Origin of the sequence: Brevibacillus laterosporus LMG 15441, from assembly GCF_000219535.2 — a bacterium.
Lineage (GTDB): Bacteria > Bacillota > Bacilli > Brevibacillales > Brevibacillaceae > Brevibacillus_B > Brevibacillus_B halotolerans.
The window spans coordinates 3,838,344-3,856,199 of sequence record NZ_CP007806.1 but is presented as its reverse complement, the minus strand read 5'-3'; the positions used below and the strand labels follow the sequence as shown (position 1 = coordinate 3,856,199).

At 43.1% G+C, this 17,856-nt stretch carries 15 protein-coding genes; all 15 read left to right on the top strand.

Features of this window, described 5'->3' with window-relative positions:
• Positions 1 to 51 precede the first annotated feature (51 nt).
• The 15 genes from BRLA_RS16890 (at position 52) to spoIIGA (ending at position 17,855) form a co-directional block, all read left to right on the top strand.
• A complete protein-coding gene (locus tag BRLA_RS16890; protein ID WP_003336687.1) occupies positions 52 to 1,974 on the top strand; it encodes a stage V sporulation protein D in 1,923 nt (640 codons plus the stop codon).
• A 117-nt stretch (positions 1,975 to 2,091) separates the two neighbouring features.
• A complete protein-coding gene (locus BRLA_RS16885; protein WP_003336689.1) occupies positions 2,092 to 3,570 on the top strand; it encodes a UDP-N-acetylmuramoyl-L-alanyl-D-glutamate--2,6-diaminopimelate ligase in 1,479 nt (492 codons plus the stop codon).
• A gap of 47 nt (positions 3,571 to 3,617) precedes the next feature.
• The gene (mraY, locus tag BRLA_RS16880) at positions 3,618 to 4,583 is read left to right on the top strand and encodes a phospho-N-acetylmuramoyl-pentapeptide-transferase (protein WP_003336690.1); all 966 of its coding nucleotides are present in this window, start codon (positions 3,618 to 3,620) and stop codon (positions 4,581 to 4,583) included.
• A gap of 1 nt (position 4,584) precedes the next feature.
• Positions 4,585 to 5,958, top strand: coding sequence for a UDP-N-acetylmuramoyl-L-alanine--D-glutamate ligase (gene murD, locus BRLA_RS16875; protein WP_003336691.1), 1,374 nt, complete (start codon positions 4,585 to 4,587; stop codon positions 5,956 to 5,958).
• A 67-nt stretch (positions 5,959 to 6,025) separates the two neighbouring features.
• On the top strand, positions 6,026 to 7,117 hold the full coding sequence (gene spoVE / locus BRLA_RS16870) for a stage V sporulation protein E (protein ID WP_003336692.1): 1,092 nt from the start codon (positions 6,026 to 6,028) through the stop codon (positions 7,115 to 7,117).
• Positions 7,118 to 7,147: 30 nt separating this feature from the next.
• The gene (murG, locus tag BRLA_RS16865; RefSeq protein ID WP_003336693.1) at positions 7,148 to 8,248 is read left to right on the top strand and encodes an undecaprenyldiphospho-muramoylpentapeptide beta-N-acetylglucosaminyltransferase; all 1,101 of its coding nucleotides are present in this window, start codon (positions 7,148 to 7,150) and stop codon (positions 8,246 to 8,248) included.
• 99 nt (positions 8,249 to 8,347) lie between these two features.
• On the top strand, positions 8,348 to 9,253 hold the full coding sequence (murB, locus tag BRLA_RS16860) for a UDP-N-acetylmuramate dehydrogenase (protein ID WP_003336694.1): 906 nt from the start codon (positions 8,348 to 8,350) through the stop codon (positions 9,251 to 9,253).
• A gap of 15 nt (positions 9,254 to 9,268) precedes the next feature.
• On the top strand, positions 9,269 to 10,525 hold the full coding sequence (gene murA, locus BRLA_RS16855; protein ID WP_003336695.1) for a UDP-N-acetylglucosamine 1-carboxyvinyltransferase: 1,257 nt from the start codon (positions 9,269 to 9,271) through the stop codon (positions 10,523 to 10,525).
• Positions 10,526 to 10,615: 90 nt separating this feature from the next.
• A complete protein-coding gene (locus BRLA_RS16850; RefSeq protein WP_003336696.1) occupies positions 10,616 to 11,773 on the top strand; it encodes a cell division protein FtsQ/DivIB in 1,158 nt (385 codons plus the stop codon).
• A gap of 82 nt (positions 11,774 to 11,855) precedes the next feature.
• Positions 11,856 to 12,569, top strand: a complete 714-nt coding sequence (locus BRLA_RS16845) for a DUF881 domain-containing protein (protein WP_003336697.1) — start codon at positions 11,856 to 11,858, stop codon at positions 12,567 to 12,569.
• Between the two features lie 11 nt (positions 12,570 to 12,580).
• Positions 12,581 to 13,321 (top strand): DUF881 domain-containing protein, encoded by a 741-nt coding sequence (locus BRLA_RS16840; RefSeq protein WP_003336698.1) that lies wholly within the window; start codon positions 12,581 to 12,583, stop codon positions 13,319 to 13,321.
• 2 nt (positions 13,322 to 13,323) lie between these two features.
• Complete coding sequence (locus BRLA_RS16835; RefSeq protein WP_003336699.1) at positions 13,324 to 13,674, top strand: small basic family protein; 351 nt, start codon at positions 13,324 to 13,326, stop codon at positions 13,672 to 13,674.
• A gap of 169 nt (positions 13,675 to 13,843) precedes the next feature.
• Positions 13,844 to 15,103, top strand: coding sequence for a cell division protein FtsA (ftsA, locus tag BRLA_RS16830; RefSeq protein WP_003336700.1), 1,260 nt, complete (start codon positions 13,844 to 13,846; stop codon positions 15,101 to 15,103).
• Positions 15,104 to 15,220: 117 nt separating this feature from the next.
• Entirely contained in the window at positions 15,221 to 16,369 is a 1,149-nt protein-coding gene (gene ftsZ, locus BRLA_RS16825) for a cell division protein FtsZ (protein WP_003336701.1), read from the top strand.
• 469 nt (positions 16,370 to 16,838) lie between these two features.
• Positions 16,839 to 17,855, top strand: coding sequence for a sigma-E processing peptidase SpoIIGA (gene spoIIGA, locus BRLA_RS16820; protein ID WP_003336702.1), 1,017 nt, complete (start codon positions 16,839 to 16,841; stop codon positions 17,853 to 17,855).
• Position 17,856: the final 1 nt, after the last annotated feature.

The following is a 17,856-nucleotide window of genomic DNA, read 5'->3' as shown; positions in this document are numbered from 1 at the left end:
GAATAGGGTAGGAAAAGACAAACCTTATTGGCAGGGAGGAGTGTTTGCTGTATGCGGGTTTCCAATGTTACCGTGCGTCGGCGCATATTCATCGCACTCGTGGTGGGAATATTCTTGTTTATGGCGATGGTTTCTCGGCTTGGCTACATCCAATTAGTGCAGGGTCAATGGTTGCAGGATGAAGCTAATGACCTATGGAGCCGCAATGTCAAATTTGAAGCAAAACGCGGTAACATCAAAGACCGACATGGTGAGGATTTGGTGAAAAATACAACGGTTCCCTCCGTGATGGCCATACCGGCACAAATAAAAAATCCTGAAGAGACAGCTAAGAAGCTCGCGATTATTTTAGGGCAGTCAGAACAAAAGATACTTACGGAAATAAGCAAACGTTCCCAAATGATTGTACGAGTTCCAGGTGGACGAAAAATAACACAGGAAAAAGCGAAGGAAATACAAGCTCTTGCCCTGCCAGGAGTAAAAGTAGCAGACGATTCAAAGCGTTTCTACCCAAATGGCTCGTTCTTAGCGCAGGTGCTTGGTTTTACTGGAATTGATAATCAAGGTCTAACTGGATTGGAAAAGATGTATGATAAAATATTAACGGGTACGCCAGGGCATGTATCCTTTCCTGCAGATGCGGGTGGGCGGGCTATGCCGGGACACGCGGAGAAGTATGTGTCACCAGTTAATGGCATGGATATGTACCTAACCATTGATAAACAAATTCAGACCTTTATTGAGCGTGAACTAGATCAGGCGATGGTTGCTTATCAGCCAGATGATATTCTGTCGATAGCGATGAATCCAAAAACTGGAGAGATTCTCGGAATGGCTAGCAGACCTACCTATAATCCAGATCGTTATTTAGAGTTTGCACCAGATATTTATAATCGTAATTTACCGATCTGGAAAACATACGAACCAGGTTCTACATTTAAAATCGTTACATTAGCAGCATCCTTAAATGAAAAAGTTGTTGATTTGAAAGAAAGCTTTTTTGATCCAGGTCATATAAATGTAGCTGGGACATTCTTGCGTTGCTGGAAGAGGCAAGGGCATGGTTCAGAAACGATGCTAGAAGTAGTAGAGAACTCCTGTAACCCCGGGTTTGTGGCAATGGGGCAACGTCTTGGTAAAGAAAGGTTGTTTGAATATATCAAAAATTTTGGTTTCGGAAAGAAAACCGGCGTTGATTTAATTGGAGAGTCAAATGGAATCTTGTTTAAATTAAGCCGTGTTGGGCCGGTTGAATTAGGCACGACATCGTTTGGGCAGGGGGTATCAGTAACACCGATTCAGCAGATGGCAGCCGTCTCAGCGGCAATCAACGGCGGTAAGCTAATGAAGCCCTACATTGCCAAAGAGTGGAGGGACAGTGTAACGCACGATATTGTCGCTCGTACAGTACCCTCTCAGGTACGTCAGGTTATTTCCGAGGAAACATCTAAACAGGTGCGTAGCGCATTAGAAAGCGTTGTTTCTCGCGGAACCGGGCATAATGCCTATATTGAAGGCTATCGGGTTGGTGGAAAAACGGGTACTGCCCAAAAATCCGTCAATGGACGTTATGCAGCGAATGAATATATTGTATCATTTATTGGATTTGCTCCTGCAGATGACCCGCAGATTATCGTATACGTAGCTGTTGATAATCCAAAAGCACAAGCATTTGGAGGTACGATCGCAGCCCCTGTTGTCAAAAATGTGTTAGAATCCAGTCTGCCTTACCTTAATATAGAAAAACGCCCTAGCGATATTGAGCGAGAAATTGCTTACGGAGATAAAAAGTATGTAGAGGTGCCTAATTTAATCGGAATGGCCATCAATGAAATTGCAAATTCATACTATACAATGCCATTAGAAGTTTCTGGAAAGGGAACTCATGTGATTAAACAGTCTCCGAAACCAGGAATAAAGGTGGAGGAAGGCTCAAAAATTCGCGTCTACCTTGGTGACAAAACGGCCAATTAGCTATACAATAGATGTTCGTAGAGGGAGATAGCTTTTTATCTCCCCTTCTTATCGCATTTCTACTTTTGAAAAGAAACATCTTTTGTCTATACTAGTTGGAGATTGGGGTGCCATTGTATGTTGTTAAGGGAGTTACTTGCTCCTTTGCTAGTCAGTCACATTAAGGGTGATGACCAGGTTGTTATCACAGGCATAACGGCTGACTCGCGTAATGTTAAGCCCGGGGACTTATTCATCTGTCTGTCTGGTTTTACTGTAGACGGTCATGAATTTGCAGCCCAAGCGGTGGAAAAGGGAGCAATCGCCATTATAGCTGAGCATGAAATCGAGGTGGACAAAACAGTTGTCATCGTACCAGATTCAAGGCGGGCAATGGCATTCTTAGCGGATCGGTTTTTTGGCTCTCCGTCACAGAAGCTAAAACTGATCGGCGTTACAGGAACCAATGGAAAGACGACGACGACACATTTGATTGATAGAATTTTAACCGACCAACAGAAAAAGACGGGCTTGATTGGAACGATCCACATGCGTATTGGAGATCAAATTGAAAAGGTGAAAAATACGACACCAGATATGATTGATCTACAGTCTAGTTTCCGCCGAATGTTGGATATTCATACGGATTATGCCATTATGGAGGTTTCCTCACACGCTCTTGATATGGGACGTGTACATGGCTGTGATTATCATACAGCGATTTTTACGAACATGACGCAGGATCATTTAGATTATCATAAGACATTTGACAACTATCGTCAGGCAAAATCACTGTTATTTGCTCAATTAGGAAATAGCTATGATCAACAATCGCTCAAAACAGCGATTTTAAATGCAGATGATGAGGTATCGAAGTATTTTGCTCATGTAACACCAGCTCGTGTGCTTACATATGGAATCGATCAGCCAGCGGATGTGAGAGCTGTATCTATCCGTGTTACATCTGCTGGAACTAGCTTTACCGTGCAAAGTTTTGCTGGAGTGGCAACAGTAAATATGAAATTAATGGGCAAGTTTAATGTATATAATGCATTAGCAGCCATTGCAGCTACCCTTGTTGAAGGAGTTCCGCTGGCGGCTATTATTAAAAGCTTAGAGGGGATTCCAGGGGTAGACGGGCGTTTTGAACCTGTGTCGCTTGGACAGGATTATGCTGTAATCGTTGACTATTCCCATACGCCGGACAGCTTAGAAAATGCACTGGTAACAGCTAAGGAATTCGTAACAGGGCAACTCATCTGTGTGGCGGGCTGTGGTGGAAATCGAGATCGTACGAAACGTCCAATTATGGCTCAGATCGCAACGAAGTACGCTGATTATAGCGTCTTAACCTCAGATAACCCTCGTTTTGAGGAGCCAGAAGCCATCTTGGCTGATATGGTAGGTGGTATCCAGAACGTCGATCAGAAACGCTTCACGACAATTGTGAATCGACGTGAAGCCATTTTCCACGCTATTTCGCAGGCAAAACCGGGGGACTGTGTCCTCATAGCAGGAAAAGGGCATGAAACCTATCAAGAAAGTAAAGGTGAGATCTTTCCGTTTGATGATCGGGAAGTAGCAAAGGAAGCTATCCATGAACAGAAAAGAAAGTAACAACCATGACTACTCATTAGCTACTATGCAAGAAAGGAGGTAGGGGCATGCCATTTGATAATGTCTTATTTATAACAATCATTGCAGCCTTTCTCATTGCTGTTTTAATTGGTCCGCTGTTTATTCCTATGCTTCGCCGATTAAAGTTTGGTCAAAGCATTCGTGAAGAAGGCCCCCAATCTCACCAGAAAAAAGCGGGAACACCTACTATGGGGGGAACCATCATTGCTATGGCTCTCCTATTAACCGTGTTAAAATTTTCGAAGTGGAACACGGAGTTGTTGTTTTTGATTATTGTTACCTTTGGATACGGACTTATTGGTTTTCTTGATGACTTTATTAAAATTAAAAGAAAACATAATTTGGGTTTAACTGCGAAGCAAAAGTTCTTAGGCCAAATCCTGTTAGCGATTGGTGCTTACTATTTGCTATTGCAGATGAACCATCCAACAACGCTGACCATTCCAGGAACATCGTTAGGAATTGATCTAGGGCTGTTCTATTTCCCTTTCCTTGTTTTTTTACTGGTGGGAAGTACAAACGCCGTTAATCTTACAGATGGCTTGGATGGCTTGTTGGCAGGAACAAGTGCCATTGCTTTTGGAGCATATGCGATTATTGCTTGGAATGCATCGAATATGGATACGGCTATCTTCAGTGCAGCGGTTGTTGGCTCTGTTCTAGGCTTTCTCGTGTTTAATGCTCATCCGGCACGGGTATTTATGGGTGACACTGGCTCGCTTGCCCTAGGGGGGGCGCTGGCCGGGATAGCGATCATGACCAAAACAGAGTTGCTGCTGGCGATTATCGGAATTGTTTTTGTCATTGAAACACTATCCGTTATTATTCAAGTTATATCTTTTAAAACTCGCGGAAAACGCGTTTTCCGTATGAGTCCCTTACACCATCATTTTGAGCTAACTGGCTGGTCTGAATGGCGTGTGGTGGTAACATTTTGGCTTGTAGGCATTCTATTTGCCGGATTAGGTGTTTATTTAGAGGTGATACGTTAACATGGATATGTATAAAGGGAAGCTCGTTGTTGTATTAGGTCTGGCGAAAAGCGGTGTGGCGGTTGCAAAACTGTTACACCGTTTTGGTGCTATTGTCATCGTAAATGATCAAAAAACGCGTGAGGAAGCTACTGGATATGAAGAGCTAGAAGAGTTGGGGGTACAAGTGATTACGGGCGGACATCCGGATGATCTCATCTCCAAGGATGTAGCTTTAGTGGTGAAAAATCCTGGGATTCCTTATGAATCAAAACCAGTTCAGCAGGCATTAGCCATGTCGATACCAGTAATTACAGAAGTAGAGCTGGCCTATCGTTTGTCCAAAGCACCATTAATCGGTATTACTGGATCAAATGGGAAAACGACGACGACTACATTAGTAGGACTTATTTTGCATGCTGCTTCTGTGGATGCTATCGTTGGTGGAAATATTGGCACGGTGTTATGTAGTTTGGCGGAAGAGATGAAGCCGGATCAGTATTTAGTGGCTGAATTAAGTAGCTTTCAATTGATGGGAACCGATACATTCCGTCCTCATATTGCTACGATCTTAAATCTGTATCCAGCCCATCTGGATTATCATCATTCGTTTGAGGAGTATACCAAAGCAAAGTGTAAAATTTTTGCCAATCAGACGGAAGAGGATTATGCAGTTCTGCCATATGATCATGAACCCGTGATGAAGGTTTGCCAAAACATTCGAGCAAAAGTCTTCTATGTAAGTATTAAGCAAGAGGTTCCTTGTGGCGCATTTATCAAGGATGGCATTGTCTACTTTAAAAATGAGGATGGCAAGCTAGACGAGATTATGAAAGCTACAGAAATCTCATTGCCCGGGGAATTTAATCAGGAAAATGCTCTAGCGGCTATCGTGATGAGTAAATTAGCCGGAGCAGACTACGATGCAATGAAGCATGTATTACGCAGTTTTAGCGGTGTTGAACATCGTTTAGAATATGTCGATACGATTGCTGGTGTAAAATATTACAACAATTCAAAAGCTACTAACTCCGAAGCTGCAATTCGTGGGATTGAGGCATTTAAGGAGCCGGTTGTTCTTATTGCTGGTGGACTTGACCGGGGTGTAGATTTTGCTGAGTTAGTTCCACCACTAAAAAACAAAGTAAAAGCAATTATCACTTATGGGCAAACATCTCCCATTTTACAGAAAAGAGCCGAAGAAGCAGGAATTGAACTTCGTTTTGCCGTCGATACTGTTGATAGTGCTGTTAAACAAGCAGCGGCTATCGCGGAAGCGAACGACGTGGTCTTGTTAAGCCCGGCTTGTGCTAGTTGGGATATGTTTCCTTCCTATGAAGTAAGAGGGAGCATGTTTAAGGATAGCGTGCATAAACTTAAAAACAAGCCTATATAAACCTGTCCCTTTGTAAGCTCAGACAAAAATGATAGCAAAGGGACGACGTACGAAAGGATGGCTTGCGATGAGTAAAGTACGTTCTGCCCCTGATTTTGTTATTATTTTTGTCACCCTTTTCCTACTAGGAATCGGGATTGTGATGGTTTATAGTGCCAGTGCAGTATTTGCCCAGCACAAATTCCAAGACCCGTACTTTTTTACCAAGCGGCAGATCATCTTCGCAATATTGGGGATTGTTTCCATGTATGTGATGATGAACATTGACTATTGGGTATGGAAGAAATGGGCCAAGGTTGGATTTTTTATAAGTCTGGCGTTGCTCGTGGTGGTTTTGGTTATTGGTCGAGAGGTTAATGGTTCAAAAAGTTGGCTTGGCTTTGGGTCCTTTGGCATTCAGCCCGGGGAATTTGCTAAATTTGGGGTTGCGGCTTTTTTAGCTAGATGGCTATCGGATAACCAAAAGAATATTATTTACTTTAAAAAAGGATTATTTCCTGCGTTGATAATCCCAGTTGCATGTTTCGGGTTGATTATGTTACAACCTGATTTAGGGACCGGAAGTGTGTTGATGGGGATGGCAATTCTAATGATTTTTGCCTCTGGAGCAAGAATAAGCCATTTTGTCGGGTTAGGGATGATTGGCGTTGTTGGTTTTGTCGGACTAATTCTGTCAGCACCATATCGAATGGCCCGGATCACTTCCTTTCTTGATCCATGGTCGGACCCTTTAGGTTCGGGCTATCAAATCATTCAGTCATTATATGCAATTGGGCCAGGAGGTCTGTTAGGGCTTGGATTGGGAGAGAGCAGGCAAAAGTTTTCCTACTTACCGGAGCCGTATAATGACTTTATTTTCTCCATTATTTCTGAGGAATTAGGCTTTGTTGGTGGGACGCTGGTACTCCTATTATTTTTGTTGCTGTTATGGCGAGGCATGCGAATCGCGATTACTGCTCCTGATCTGTTTGGGAATTTGCTTGCTCTAGCTATTATCGGCATGATCGGCATCCAAGTAACGATTAATGTAGGCGTTGTAACGGGGATGTTTCCTGTAACGGGTATTACCTTGCCATTTTTAAGCTACGGTGGCTCCTCGTTGACGCTCATGCTAACACAAGTAGGCATCCTGCTAAACATCTCCCGCTTTTCCAGATGACAGATAACATAAAGAGAGATGGGTGATATTATGAGAGTCGTGTTAACAGGGGGAGGAACTGGAGGGCACATCTATCCGGCGCTTGCGGTTGCAAAAGAAATTTTGCGTCATGAACCGCAAGCTGCCTTTTTGTATATTGGTACCCATAAAGGGTTGGAATCTACAATTGTTCCTAAGTTTAACATTCCCTTTCAAGCAGTAGAGATAGCAGGCTTTAAGCGAAAACTCTCTTTTGATAATGTGCGCACAATCCTCAAGTTTATACGTGCGGTATCTGATTCAAAACGGATGCTCAAAGAATTTAAACCGGATGTGGTGATCGGTACAGGAGGTTATGTCTGTGGCCCTGTTGTGTATGCCGCAGCTAAGCTTGGTATTCCGACAATTATTCACGAACAAAATATTGTACCTGGGATTACAAATAAATTTTTATCGCGTTATGTGAAGCAGATAGCCGTCTCTTTTGAGGAGTCGCTGCCGTTTTTTCCACAGAAAAAAACAAGCTATATTGGTAATCCGCGAGCTACGGAAGTCATACATAGCGATCCTAGTAAAGGGAGAAGCATGCTAGGGCTACCAAGCGATAAAAAGATCGTGCTTGTTGTGGGAGGAAGTCGCGGTGCTAAAGCGATCAATGAGGTGACACTTGCATCACTAGCTCAGTTTCATACGTATTCTGACTGTCACTTTGTCTATGTAACAGGCGCTGTGCATTATGAATCGATAAAGGAACGGATTGATAAAATGACAAACCAACCAAGCAACTTTACGCTGGTTCCATACGTCGATCATATGCCAGATCTGCTTGCAGCAACACATGTCATCATCAATCGAGCTGGGGCTTCTTTTTTAGCAGAGATTACGGCGCTTGGTATTCCGTCCATTCTCATTCCATCTCCGTATGTAACAAATAACCATCAGGAGAAAAATGCACGAGGCCTAGAAAGAGCTGGTGCAACAGCTGTTATCGTCGAAAAAGAGCTAACCTCGGAGAAATTGATGTCCACGCTTCACAGCATGTTGACAGATGAACAAAAGTGGAGCAATATGCAAAAAGCATCACTCTCATTAGGGATGCCGGAAGCTGCAAGTAATCTTTATCAACAGATAGTAAAAGTAGTAAATCGCTAATAATAGGCGTTTGTCACGCTAGATCGGAAATGCGCATAGTATGAGAGCAAACGCGTGATTGAAAAAGTTCCGACCTAGCATTTGTGTCAGGAGGTTCTTATGAAGCATGTAGCAGAAGCATTAGAACAAGCAAATGTTGGAAAGGTATGGGTTGAAGAACCTCTCGCCAAGCATACGACATGGCGAATAGGGGGACCGGCAGACCTGATGATCCAGCCTACAGATAAAGAAGCGCTCATTCGAGCGGTTCAAATTATCCATCAACATGAAATTCCCTGGACTGTTATTGGACGCGGTTCCAACCTTCTAGTGAGGGATGGAGGGATACGTGGAGCCGTGTTTAAGGTGGCTCAGGGTTTAAGTCACTGCGAGTTTCAGGGAGAGACGGTGTGTGTTGGTGCAGGGTACTCTATGGTACGCTTAGCAGTAGAGGCGGGAAAGCAGGGCTTGACTGGATTAGAATTTGCAGGCGGGATTCCTGGATCTGTTGGAGGAGCTGTCTACATGAATGCCGGGGCGCATGGATCTGATCTTTCACGTATTCTAACAAGTGCCGAAATCCTTTTCAACGATGGAGAGACGAAGATAGTGAGCAAGGAAGAGATGCAGTTTAGCTATCGCACATCCCTATTGCAGAAACGCAAGGGTATAGTTATCGAAGCTACTCTTCAATTACAGACAGGTGACCGCAGAGAGATTGCTAAGTCGCTAGCAAAGTTTAAAGATCGTCGGCTCAGTACGCAACCTTTCAACTCGCCTTGTGCGGGGAGCGTGTTCCGTAATCCGCCTGGAGATCATGCAGGACGTCTGATTGAAGCGTCAGGGCTAAAAGGCTTTACCATTGGGGGGGCTCAGATATCAGAGATGCATGCTAACTTCATCGTAAATCGAGGAGGGGCCACGGCGACCGACGTCCTCACCTTAATTGAGTATGCTCGTGCTACGGTACAGAAAAACTTTAACGTAGATTTGCATACGGAGGTTTTGGTGATCGGCGAGGGGTAACACGGAGGTGAAAGTTTGGAAGCTTTTGCTATCGAAGGTGGAAAACCTCTGTCCGGAACGCTACGGATTCATGGAGCCAAAAATGCTGCTCTGCCAATTCTAGCTGCGACTGTACTCGCTGAAGGGCAGTTTCATATCTACGATGTACCGCATTTGAAGGACATAGAAGTAATGCTCAAAATTTTGAGCGAAATTGGAGCGAAGGTAAGCCACGAGGATCATATGGTCACGGTTGATACGACGGGTGTCAATCAGACTCAAGTGCCTGAAGATTTAATGGGACAAATGCGTTCTTCCATTTTTCTTATGGGGCCACTGTTAGCCCGGCTAGGGGAGGTAACCATTTCACGCCCAGGAGGCTGTGCCATCGGGGAGAGAAGAATTGACCTTCATCTCTCAGGGCTAGCTGCTTTAGGTGCCCAATACACTGATGCTGAGGGCTATATTACTTTCCGTTCACCAGCGCTCGAAGGTACTAAAATATTCTTAACGTTTCCAAGTGTAGGTGCAACGGAGAATATTATGATGGCTGCTGTTTTGGCAAAAGGTACGACCCGGATTTATAATGCCGCACGCGAGCCCGAAATCATTGATCTGCAAAATTTCCTAAATTCAATGGGAGCAAAAGTCCGCGGAGCAGGAACGGATACCATAGAGATTGACGGTGTTCCAAGGCTGAGAGCCATCAGTTATCGTGTTATTCCGGACCGGATCGTGACGGGCACGCATCTGTTAGCTTTAGGATTGTCAAAAGGGCATATAGAACTGAGTAATACAATTCCAGAGCATTTGACAGCTTTGGTTGAATTGGTACGTGGGAGCGGTGTTGAAATCAAAACATACCATGATATAATGGAGATAAAAAACACTTCTCGTCCACGGGCGATTAATCGCATTATGACGTCTCCCTATCCTGGTTTTCCAACTGATTTGCAAGCGCAGATGATGGTTTTTCTGTCTTTAGCAGATGGAACCAGTCTGATGAAGGAGACAGTGTTCGAAGGCAGATTTAAGCATGTGACTGAATTAGAGAGAATGGGTGCTTCCATCTTTGTTGACCTAGGAACAGCTTTTATCCGTGGTGTGGATAGATTTTATGGGGCTACAGTGGAAGCTACAGACCTGCGTGCAGGAGCTGCACTCGTATTGGCTGGTTTAGCTGCCCAAGGCACTACTATTGTTGAACAAACGCAGCATATAGATCGAGGGTACGAACGTATCGAAAAACAACTGCAACAGTTGGGTGCTTCTATCTCTCGTATAACCATATAAGCATACAAAAGTGGGGGAGCGGCATGGATGTTATGCCGCTTTTCACGCTGTAAATGGATAGGGAATGGCGAACTGTAGGGGGGAGAATATTTGAATAGGTATAAAGACGACAGAATACCGCTCGTTAAAAATGCTACACCACGTAAGAAAAAAGGAAACCGCCGTTTAATTATTATCCTGGCTATCTTTTTCGTACTAGTCTTAAGTATAGTATTCTTCCGCTCTCCTTACAGTAAGGTAACTGATATTCAAGTTTATGGTAACATCTTATACACGAAGGAGCAGATTATTCAGGCGTCTACTCTTACTAACGGCATGCAGTTTTTAAATGTGTGGGATAGTGATGTGGAAGCAGGTATTTCCACATTAAAGGGCATTAAAGATATCTCGATCTCCCGTGATTTCCCCGGTGTTATTCGGTTAAATATTCAAGAATACCGCCGAACAGCTTTGTATGTAAATGGACAAAAGCAGCCGGGCTATTTATTAGAGGATGGGACGATTTTAACTCCCCCAACCCAAACTCTTATGATGGACAGACCTATCATTCAATCTTGGTCTAGTAAAGATCCAAAAATGTTAAAGCAGTTAGCCGAAGCTCTTATTTCATTACAAGGCGGGGTTCTCCACCAAATCTCTGATCTATCGCTAATACCTACTAAATATGATAGTCAGCAAGTGGTGCTAAATATGCGCGATGGAAATGAAATTCGTAGCACTCTCTCGCAGCTAAAGAAAAAACTGCCCTGGTACCCCTCTATTGTGCAGGAGATTCCCAAGGGGCAAAAAGGAATTGTTAACCTTTTAGATGTGACGTGGTTTGAGGAATACAGTTATCATGTGACGAACCAACAACAATTACAGCAGCTAACAAATCCTGATGGTAGCTTAATAAATGAGTCAGGGACAGACACGTCTGCTAATGGAGATACACAAAATCGAACGCAGGATCAATCTTCGCAAACAACGGACAACAACGATCCAAATAATCGGAACCAGCAGAATGGACAAAATACAAACAATCGACAAAATGACATTCAGAATAATGGAAATGGTAACCAAAATGAAGGAAGCTCGAATAACGCGGGCCTAAATAATCAGGGCACAGGCAATAGCCAGAATGAGAATCAAAACCAGAACCAAAACCCAAACCCAAACCAGAACCAAAACAATAGCCAAAGTACCAACGCGGCTAATCGGAACCAAAATACCGATTCAACAGAACAACCGACCACATCTTTTGAATAAAAATCGAGGAGTTCAAGCAACTAATAAAGCCAGCTAAGTGTCTAGTAAGTGTCTAGAAGGAAAATGAAAGGTGACAAAAGGCATGCGAGTTAGGAAATTTCATGTTTATCTTACGCTGGTCATGTTTAGTACCGGATTTCTGATGGCTAACTCCATCGAGCTGACCCAGCTACATAAAAAAGTGGTGCAAACAGAAAAAGAATTTCAACAGGAAACCAAGTTGAATGAACGCATTATTGCAGAACGGGAAAAGAATCGGGCACTTGAGCAGCAATATGCAGATACGCAGCGTAAAATATCTCAGGTAGAGACAGCAATGGCCAATCATCAATCAGAAGCGGCAGCTCTTTTAACAGCACTAGACCGCGCGCGTATGCTAGCCGGAACGGTACCAGCGACAGGAGCTGGTGTAATGGTTACCCTTCGAGATAACCCTAGTCCAATTAGCACGAATGTTGTACAAAATATCGTACATGAACAAGACATTTGGAGAGTGGTTAATGAGCTATTTGTTGCTGGAGCAGAGGGGATCAGTGTGAATGACCAACGCCTGGTCACCAGCTCCTCGATTCGTTGCGTTGGACCTACTGTGATTGTAAACGGGGTAAAATCAGCAGCGCCCTTTGTGATTAAAGCAGTGGGAGACCCTGTTACTTTAGAAGGAGCGCTTCATTTACCAGGCGGGGTGATTGATTCTTTTGAAGGGTTTATAAAAATTGAAACAGCGAAGAAAGATTCCATTGAACTACCTGCTTTTGTAGGTGATGTGAAAATGGGAACAAGCTCTTCCTCCTAACAGGTGATACCATGCTGGAAAACCGTAAAATTACGTTTATATTAACCATTATTAGTGCTATCATAGGAATTATGCTAGCAACCCAAATTCAGAGCACAAAACATCCTAAACAAGCGGATGCGAGAAGTGTGATTGAACTTCGTAAAGCTCTACTGAAAGAACAAGAAAAAAGTAAGAACCTTTTAGCCGATATATCTAAACAGGGAGAACTTTTAGCCCAATATGAAGCATCCCTAAGTTCTGTAGAGACAATCGGTGTTATGAAAGAAGAATTAAACCGAACAAAAAAATTAGCAGGTCTTGATGTTGTAGAAGGAAAAGGTATTATCATTCGTATTGAAAACATGGAGCTGCCACCTGGCAATCAGTGGGAAGGAGACGCTCCACACGAATCAGCATCGAATTTGATGCTTGATGTTGACTTACGCTGGCTGACCAATGAGCTTTTAGCAAATGGAGCTACTGTGATTGCTATTAATAATAATCGACTTATTTCTAATAGTTCAATCCGAAATGTAAGCGAAGAAATCCAAGTGGATACAAAAACGATCCGCTTGCCTTATGAAATTAAGGCACTTGGAGACCCAGAAACCTTACTGAGCAGCATGAAGCTTGAAGGTGTTGAAAGCACGTTTCAATCGATGAATAAAATTGTAAAAATGGAAGCACAGGATCATCTAATTATCCCGCCGTTCACAGGGAACAAGCAGATGCGGTTCATGAAACCGGTGAAGTCAAAAGGAGATTCATAATAATGTGGTTGCCGATTGTAGGTTTGATTGCAGGAGTAATAGCGGGATTTTATCTAAACATCAATGTACCTCAAGAATATAGCAGCTATGTATCAATTGCATTGTTAGCTGGTTTGGATACGATTTTTGGTGGCATTCGGTCTTATTTGGAGCGAGTGTTTAATGTTCGGGTCTTTTTATCTGGGTTCTTTTTCAATACGCTGTTTGCCGCTGGACTAGCCTTTTTAGGAGCTTTTCTTGGTATTGATCTATACATGGCAGCGATTGTTGCATTTGGGGTACGTTTATTTAATAATCTGGCTATCATTCGTCGCATTCTGCTGGCGAAATGGTTAAATAAGCGTGATGTGTAAATAATTAAGCATCGGGTTCAACCAAATTATAACTTGGTTACAATTACCATTGTGATTTTTAAAAAAGATTGTAAGAAAAAAAAGGGAATGGGTATCCTGTGTGGAATAAAATATGCAGATGTCATCACTTATTTAAAGTACAAGTTGAACTAGGGGAGGTGTCACTGGTTTGGTAAACAGTCAAAATGATCTTATTGTCAGCATCGATATTGGTACCTCTAAAGTACGCGTTATGATTGGGGAAGTAAATAACGGTAATATCAATATTATTGGTGTAGGCCAATCCCATTCAGAAGGCATTAGCAGAGGAACTATTGTAGATATCGACCAAACCGTGCATGCAATCCGAGAAGCAGTCGATCATGCTGAACGTATGGTAGGGGTAACAATTGAAGACGTTTATGTCGGAATCTCTGGCACCCATATAGAGCTATTCGAAACGCAGGGCGTGGTAGCCGTTTCCAGTGAAGACCGCGAGATTCGTGAAGAGGATATTGATCGTGTCGTTCAAGCTGCAAAGGTTGTCGCACTTCCGCCAGATCGTGAAATTATCGATGTCGTACCGACGGAATTTGTTGTTGATGGGTTAGGAAAGATAAAAGATCCTCGGGGAATGATCGGCGTTCGTCTTGAGATGGAGGGGACTATTGTCACCGGATCCAAAACAGTGATCCACAATGTTGTACGATGTGCACAACGAGCTGATTTGCAAGTTGCGGGTATCTTTTTGCAACCATTGGCTGCAAGCTCGGTCGCATTGACTAAGGACGATAAGAATCTAGGTGTTGTTCTAGTTGATATTGGCGCGGGCTCGACCACCATCGCAATCTTTGAACAGGGTCAATTAGTAGCTACTTCCACCCTCGCAATCGGTGGAGACCATATCACCAATGATATTGCTCTCGGTTTACGCACACATACAGAAGTGGCAGAAAAAATGAAACGAAAACATGGATGTGCTCTGATTGATGAAGCATCCGATGAAGAAAAATTCAAGGTAACGCGTATCGGCAGCGAAGTGGAAAAACAATTCACTCAAGTCGATCTTGCCAATATTATCGAACCACGTGCCGCAGAGATTTTCAATTTGATTGAAGACGAAGTGTATCGTCTTGGGTTCCATGATGAAATCGCTGGTGGATATGTTTTAACCGGTGGAACGGTTTGCATGCCGGGGATGTTGGAGCTTGCCAATGAAGAGCTGGCAGCACCTGTCCGGATTGCTATACCGGATTATATTGGTGTGCGTGACCCGGGATATACCATCGGTGTGGGCCTCATTCAATATGCCTCGATGCTGACGAATTATACGGCCAAGAAGCCTGCCCCTGCAAAAGCGGCAAGCCGTCCGGCACCTTCAGCACCGAAACGGGATTCTCAAGGGAATTTCATTGAAAAGATGAAGAATTGGTTTAGCGAATTCATTTAAACAAACCAACCGAACAGATAAAGAAGTTCAATAAAATTCGCCCCGTCGTCCTACAACAACGGGTTTTTAACAAAATTGAGAAAAGCGTGTATGAATGAATGAGGAGGAACTTTCAAGATGCTCGAATTTGACTTGGATATGGAACAATTAGCGCAAATCAAGGTTATTGGTTGTGGCGGCGGTGGCAGCAATGCTGTAAACCGAATGATTGCAGGCGGAGTAAAAGGTGTTGAATTCATTACGGTGAATACTGATGCCCAGGCGCTACACCTGTCTAACGCTGATATCAAGCTACAAATCGGGGAGAAGCTGACACGTGGTCTTGGTGCAGGTGCGAACCCTGATGTAGGTAAGAAGGCAGCAGAGGAAAGCCGCGAATTGGTTGAGAATGCACTGCGCGGGTCTGATATGGTATTTGTTACTGCAGGAATGGGTGGAGGTACCGGTACTGGTGCAGCCCCTGTGATTGCTGAAATTGCTAAAGAATTAGGTGCTTTAACAGTTGGGGTAGTAACAAGACCGTTCTCCTTTGAAGGACGCAAACGCTCTTTGCAAGCTGAAGCGGGTATTGCTGCTTTAAAAGAAAAAGTAGATACACTCATTGTTATTCCAAATGATCGTCTACTTGAAATCGTTGATAAAAATACGCCTATGCTAGAAGCTTTCCGAACAGCTGATAATGTACTAAGTCAAGGTGTACAGGGTATCTCTGATTTGATTGCAACCCCTGGTTTGATTAACCTTGACTTTGCTGATGTCAAAACCATCATGACCGAGCGTGGATCGGCTCTTATGGGTATTGGTGTCGCTAGTGGAGAAAATCGTGCAGCAGAGGCCGCACGTAAAGCAATCTCCAGTCCATTACTAGAAACATCTATTGATGGAGCTCGTGGTGTACTTATGAACATTACGGGTGGTACTAGCTTGAGCTTGTATGAGGTAAATGAAGCAGCCGATATTGTTTCCTCTGCAGCGGACCCAGAAGTAAACATGATTTTCGGTGCGGTTATTAACGAAGATCTAAAAAATGAAATCCTAGTAACAGTAATCGCAACTGGTTTTGCTGATAACCAACGCCATGTTGCAGCGGCAACCCGCCGCCCGCAGGCTGAGCTACAACAACAAGCTACTCGTAGCGCAGCACCGCAACAACCATCTGTTCCTTCACGTTCTCGTGAAATGGAAGAAGACAAGTCTATTAATCTAAGCAACTTGGATAATCTAGACATCCCGGCATTCTTGCGTAATCGTCGTCGTAAGAAATAATCAATCAGATAAAATAGTGTAGAGGAAGAAGAAAGCTTCATCTACAACTAACAAACATAGAAAAACCTTGTTTTCTGTAAAGAGAGCAAGGTTTTTTTGTTATTTTATTTATAGCATATTAAATTAAAAAACTTTATTTTTGAAAAATGTTAATAAAGGCTGCTGCAGAAAAGGGAGCAGCCTTTATATGTAGTTGAATTGTCATTTCCTTTTCATCCTTTCCAACTCTACTTTAAGAAATGAGTTTACTAGAATCTGCTGAAGGCTTTCTTTTCTTTTTTATAAGCAAGGGCGATTGATTTTAGGTCAGAATTCTATTGATCAGTAACCCAGCCTATTGTCAAGGAAAACAGGATTACCTCGCCTTGTTTTTTCAACAAAAAAAGGGAAAAAATGCGGTCAAGTTTTGACAGACTTTACATATACATTGAGATATACTGTTTTTGCCAGACGGAGGTGAAGACAGTACATGGTCGTCTATCTGGATATCATTCTACTCCTGAATTTTGTAATTGATGCCTTATTATTATGGTTTACCGCTTTTTTTCGAAAAGAACGGATTATTTGGTGGAGATTGTTGCTTGCATCAGCAGTAGGAAGCTGTTATGTGGCCTTTTACTTTTTTCCAGCCTTTTCAGGAATATATGCGTGGTTTACAAAGCTACTTTTCTCTCTATTTATTTTATGGATTGCATTTGGTTTTAAGCGACTTACACACTTTCTACATCATCTGGCTATTTTTTATTTTGTTTCCTTTGTTTTTGGAGGAGGCGTATATGCCCTTACTCTATTGACTACGAGTCAACATGAAATCATCCAAGGCATCTTAGTGACTCATAACGATAGTTTTGGAGTAGGAACTAAGCCAACATTACTGATCGTGTGTCTAGGGATTGTACTGGTATTTCTGCTAAGCAGGAAAAGCTATCAGTCAATTCAGGAGCCACGAAAAATAGAAGCATTTTTAGTGGAGGTAGAGGTGAAAATCTCCAGTCAAGTAATTATATGCCGGGGATTGGTTGATACGGGCAACCAATTACATGAACCCATAACGCGTATCCCAGTCATGGTTATGGAGTCTCGATTATTTGAACAAGTTTTGCCATTACCTATTTTAGAAGTAGCAAGAGAGGAGGGGGATAAACTTCCGAGACTGGAGAAAACACTGGATGAACTTCCGCTACAGTGGCAAGGGAAACTACGCCTCGTACCGTTTCGGAGTGTGTCTAGGGGAATGGATTTCATGGTAGCCATTCGGCCGGAGCAGGTGACAGTAATACACAATGGGCTGCGCCTCGCTTCAGAACGTGTATTAATTGGATTAAACCCCATTGCATTATCAGCAGACGGCAGATATGAATCGATTGTGCATCCCGCATTAATTCAACGCCAAGAAATAAATGAAGTCACCCATGATATTGAACCAGTTCAACCAGCTAACAAGATAAAAGGAATTCATACATCATCATTAGAACAGGAGGGCTAGC